The organism is Pseudoalteromonas sp. BSi20439 (assembly GCF_000241165.1).
In the GTDB taxonomy this organism is placed as follows: Bacteria; Pseudomonadota; Gammaproteobacteria; order Enterobacterales; family Alteromonadaceae; genus Pseudoalteromonas.
On the sequence record NZ_BADW01000065.1, the window covers coordinates 1 to 4,604 of the forward strand.

Consider the following 4,604-nt stretch of genomic DNA (forward strand, 5'->3'; position numbering starts at 1 on the left):
CTTTTAATCCAGCTGATAAAACCTAACTTTGCAGTTACCTCTTTAGTTTTATTTTCCTGGAAGTGTAATTGCTTATTTAAAGAGTCTTCCTTTCTATTATCGCTAACCTGTTGTTTAGTCCAACTCTGGCACCAATCAACACGACCATTACGTATAAAGTAATGGGACTGACATTTAAAAGACCAATTACCTATTGAAGGTGATAACGATACATTGTCTCCATCAAATGTTATTTTCCAATCAGTAGGGCTAAAGGGTGTTACAACCTCTTCGCCACAACCGCAACAACATTTATGAATAGCAGTACCATAATTCATCGAAACATATAGAATGCCTGGCGATATATCGTCAGGCATAAACTCAACAAACTTATGCCGCAACATAATCACTACCTAAAAGCATATTGGCATTTATCGTATAAGTACTATCGTGTTCCTCGTCATGATCATGGTAAATCCCGCTTAACTTCTTCCACTTGATAACGGCAAAGCTCGCATTTAAGCTATTCAATTCGGGTAATTGGATATTGGTTGTGTATTCATTTTCATCGCTATTAATAAATGATACATTTTTTGATAAATGATCGTGCTTGTCTGGAGTTGCAGCCGTAGTTCTCAGTATTCCCGACAACTTATCATTATCTTTTTGAATACCAATTCCGACATCAATAAATGAAACTTTCATTTGAGTTAAATGATTAAAAATTAACTCTTTGATAGCTCCATTATCAACACTAATAAAAACAAAATCATATTGATGAAGCTGTGTAATATTCTCGCTTGTAATATATTCAGCATGAGCGAATATTCCTGATCGCATCTGACTATACTGAGCGTTAAAGTGATCAACTTTTTTTCTTCCCTGTTGAAGATCTTCTAATGCCGTAGCACCAGGGCACCTGAAAGCATTATGCTGTACAAAGTCATCACCATCATAAAGATGAATCTCTTTAACTGGGGTCTTGGCAACCAAATCTAAAATATACGATCCTGTTCCACCCAAACCGATTATCGCGATTTTCTGATGCTTTACTTTAGATGTTATTGCAGCGATACCGGCTCTGCTTGCATTGGTATCCAGATAATTAAAAACTGTAACATCATCACTTTTTGATGTTACAGGTTTATACGGATTGGATTTAACTGTCCCATCAATCGATTTTGCAGGAGCTGAAACAATTAAAATATATCGAGAGAATTTTTCGTAATAGTCTGAATAACCTCCTTGAGGTTTATTCGAGAAAGAACGATCGGAAATAATATTTCCTGTTAAATTTTCTCGACAGGTCGTATGTTTAATCTGCACAATTTCAGAACCATCAATATTGCATGGTTGTTCACCTGAAAAATGCATTACATGAGTTGTTGGCTTACCTGCACAACCTGATTCTATAGTTAAAGAAGTGATCATCGTTCCATACTGAATTTCCTTATTACTATTAACATAAGGAATATCATGTACTAAAACGTGAGTATCTCGTATTTCAAGACTAAAGCCTTCATCAGAAAGCTTTTTTAAATCGGGACTAAGATTTATCAGTTGATGTGACATTGATAATCACCCCCGATTTAATTTTTAACTCTTCACCTAATACTAAACTGCCCTGATGCTTATCTACCGCTTTTTTATAAGTCATAGTATAAACTGTGCGATCATTATCAAGATAGCTACCGAAAGCCAATTTAATGATATCTATGAACGAAAGTTTTTTCTCTCTCACAATCTTTGGGCGGCCGTTAATGATAATGGTAATTTCATTCTCTGGCTCTGATTGATTATGTTCAGTTGTAGAATCTATTATTTCAGCGCTAGGTGCATTGACCATAACTGATTCAATACCATTGTCACGGCCTTGTCTTGACTTGTAGGTTTCACTGCTACCAATAACTTCACCATTACCGGCAACCAAGTTAAAGTAGTCCTCTCCATTTTTAGCTACTAGTAGCTTAAAATGCTTGAGGTTTTGTGAGTTTTCTTTTACTGACGCAATACCATTCAAGCAACTTGCTTTAGTAGTATATCCTTCGCTATCTAAAATTATTTCGCCGTTTCCAGCTTTAAGATGAAAATAGTATTCATCATTTTTTGTGCTTTGAAATAGCACGAATTTAGCTTTGCGCATTTTAAATGCCTCATTTAATAAAATTAAATAAAGACACAAGTTGAAATGTATTACCAAATAGACTAAATTCAGCCTTCCAAGGTTTGGTTAAACATTCCTAAGTGTGTTCTCTATGTGATTGCATACTGGTTACTTAGTGGCGTTCCAGCGCCATTAAGTAACACCCTAACTTCCAGAATTTCATATAAAATCCATTCATAAAGTTATACATCTTGCATTCATCCTACAAGGATTACTCTTGCCTAAAACACTACATTTAGTGTCAAAACAAAACAAAAACACAATATGTAGTGTTACAGTACATTAAGATCTTAACATTGGCAAGAGGATCTTAAATATACTCATCGCTAATTATACATGTAAAGAAATCCAGATCAACAGAACACATCCAATAATTACACGTGTTATTTGCTGTTTGTTGGGTTATTTACTATAATAACGCATGGAAATTATTATTTAATGGATAATTAATAATGAATAACTCTATGAATTACCTTATGCTTCAATCGGTTGTAGGATCTAATGCAGAAAGAATTGCATTTATTGATTTTAAATTAAGGTTTACTGGGATTGTAAAAAGAAGTGACTTACTTGATGAGTTTGATCTATCTGATGCAAGCGCATCTAAATTAATAGCTCAATACAGTGAACTTCGACCGGATAATTTAGAATATGATAGAAGCCAAAAAGTTAACACTATTCGAACTGAGACATACCAACCATTAATAGAAATTAGTGTAAATATAGCTCTTGGAATGCTAACCCACGGCTTCAACAAAAATAAACTTTCTCGTAACCCATTTTTACCTTATTCAAGAATAGGTGTAGTTCCGGACCAAACTGACATTGATGATGTAGCAAAAGTCACTCGTGCTATGTTTAATTTACATGCTATTAGCTGTACCTATCTATCTGCAAATAGTGATAAGCATACACCTCGTCCTTTAGTTCCATTAACTATTTTAAGTGATGGAAAAAATTGGATCTTTAGGGCTTACGATAGAAGTGAAAAAGAAAAATATGCCTTCAAAAACTTTAATTTCTCACGTATAGATAAAGTTGAGAATATAAATGGTGAAGCTAAGTTGCAATTACCTTATGAATCATTAGCTCAAGATCGCAATTGGAATTTATCAGTCCCAGTAATACTAACAATACACCCTAATTTAAATGATAAGGCAAAAGAAAATTTACGAAGTGACTACGGAATGAAACCAGATCAAAATGAATTAATCGTAATGGAAAAGGCAGCATTGATTTGGGTTATTACTAAACAATGGCATATAGATACAAACGAATCTATATCAGATGATAAATATTATAAATTTGCCTTAAAGAATAGAGATATGCTATTGGATTATATATGATTTCATCTATGTTAGCTTATAAAATGAAATTGTAAGACTTTGAGTTTTGTCATGATTTCCTTACTTTTATCTGACTGTTAACTTATGATGTCTGACCGTAAAGTCAGGGTAAAATCACGAGGGGGATATGTCTTTACTATCCCTCATATAGTTAAATAATCATCACTTAGCTTCAACCCTGAGTAACTCTGTATTAAGGTCTGCACCTGAAATCCAATAATCAAATATTTCATTAGTGTTCAATAAAAACCAGTTAAAGTTATTACCACAAAAGTGACTGCTAACTAAAGATTCGAGCGGAGATGTTTCAACTGTATCTGGTAATCTTTTTGTATATGTGAGTGACCAACCTCTATCTGAAGCCATAGTAAGATAATCGTCAAACAACTTAGTGAACAGCTTATTAGCTATGTATATTGGTGTATCTCGCCTATAAAGCTGTGCTGCCACCTTTTCCGCATTTGAGTACATACAATAGCAAATGGCAAGAAGCGAATGATTTTTTGCACAATGATTAAGTAACCCTTCTAACTTCAACGAGCTCTCAATATCGATTCGAAACTCTTCGCTTACCCAAGTAATGATGTTATAAAAGTTGTTTAGCCTTATATCATTTATCAGTATGCGGAGCTCTTCAATATCGCTTTCTTTAAACTTTCGAGAGCATATTTCAGCATACAATTTTTGTTGAAGCTCAGCGGATGATTCAAATTCACTTGTATAGCGCAGATATATACCAGGACAAAACTCACTATCACCTCGCTTTACCTCTGCTGGAGCCCAAAAACTTGTTACTCGATACCGATTATAATTTAATTGATTATTAGCTTGAATAACCTCATCAGGAACCGAATCAACTATAGCCAACACACCTTTCGATTTAAGGCTTAGTATGTATTTTATATCGACCTCATCGCAACCAGTTAAATGTAAAGATTCAGGGTTTATTCTCAACGGTTGCTTATCCGCTGAGTGATATTCAGTAAGTAGTATAAACAAGCATAGCTTTTCAACGTATGTTAAAGACGAAAAACTGTAGTCCGATTGCAACATCTTGTTTTTGTAGGCGTTAATAATATCTAATGACTCTTTTTTAATTTTTTCTACCGCTATCT

The 4,604-nt window shown here is 34.1% G+C and carries 5 protein-coding genes and 1 pseudogene; 1 reads left to right on the forward strand and 5 read right to left on the reverse strand.

Going from position 1 to position 4,604, the window contains the following annotated elements; genetic code table 11:
* The 4 genes and pseudogenes from P20439_RS06190 to P20439_RS19085 form a co-directional block, all read right to left on the reverse strand.
* A partial coding sequence (locus P20439_RS06190; RefSeq protein WP_050947006.1) for a DUF6527 family protein occupies window positions 1-383 on the reverse strand: 383 nt, incomplete at its 3' end.
* A complete protein-coding gene (locus tag P20439_RS06195) occupies window positions 370-1,551 on the reverse strand; it encodes a ThiF family adenylyltransferase (protein ID WP_008465360.1) in 1,182 nt (393 codons plus the stop codon). The genes P20439_RS06195 and P20439_RS06190, both read right to left, overlap by 14 nt.
* Window positions 1,526-1,720 carry a multiubiquitin domain-containing protein gene (locus P20439_RS19080; RefSeq protein WP_268795523.1) on the reverse strand — a complete coding sequence of 65 codons (195 nt, stop codon included), beginning with the start codon at window positions 1,718-1,720 and terminating at the stop codon, window positions 1,526-1,528. The genes P20439_RS06195 and P20439_RS19080 overlap by 26 nt, the downstream gene beginning before the upstream one ends.
* Window positions 1,721-1,780: 60 nt before the next feature.
* Window positions 1,781-2,122, reverse strand: a pseudogene (locus tag P20439_RS19085) (YegP family protein); the annotation flags it as partial.
* 473 nt (window positions 2,123-2,595) lie between these two features.
* Here P20439_RS19085 and P20439_RS06205 point away from each other — a divergent pair.
* Window positions 2,596-3,489: a WYL domain-containing protein gene (locus tag P20439_RS06205; RefSeq protein ID WP_008465364.1), complete on the forward strand. Its 894-nt coding sequence runs from the start codon at window positions 2,596-2,598 to the stop codon at window positions 3,487-3,489.
* A gap of 162 nt (window positions 3,490-3,651) precedes the next feature.
* Here the strand turns inward: P20439_RS06205 and P20439_RS18600 are convergent.
* Window positions 3,652-4,604, reverse strand: a 953-nt coding sequence (locus tag P20439_RS18600) for a hypothetical protein (RefSeq protein WP_036933049.1), incomplete at its 5' end; no start/stop codon positions are given.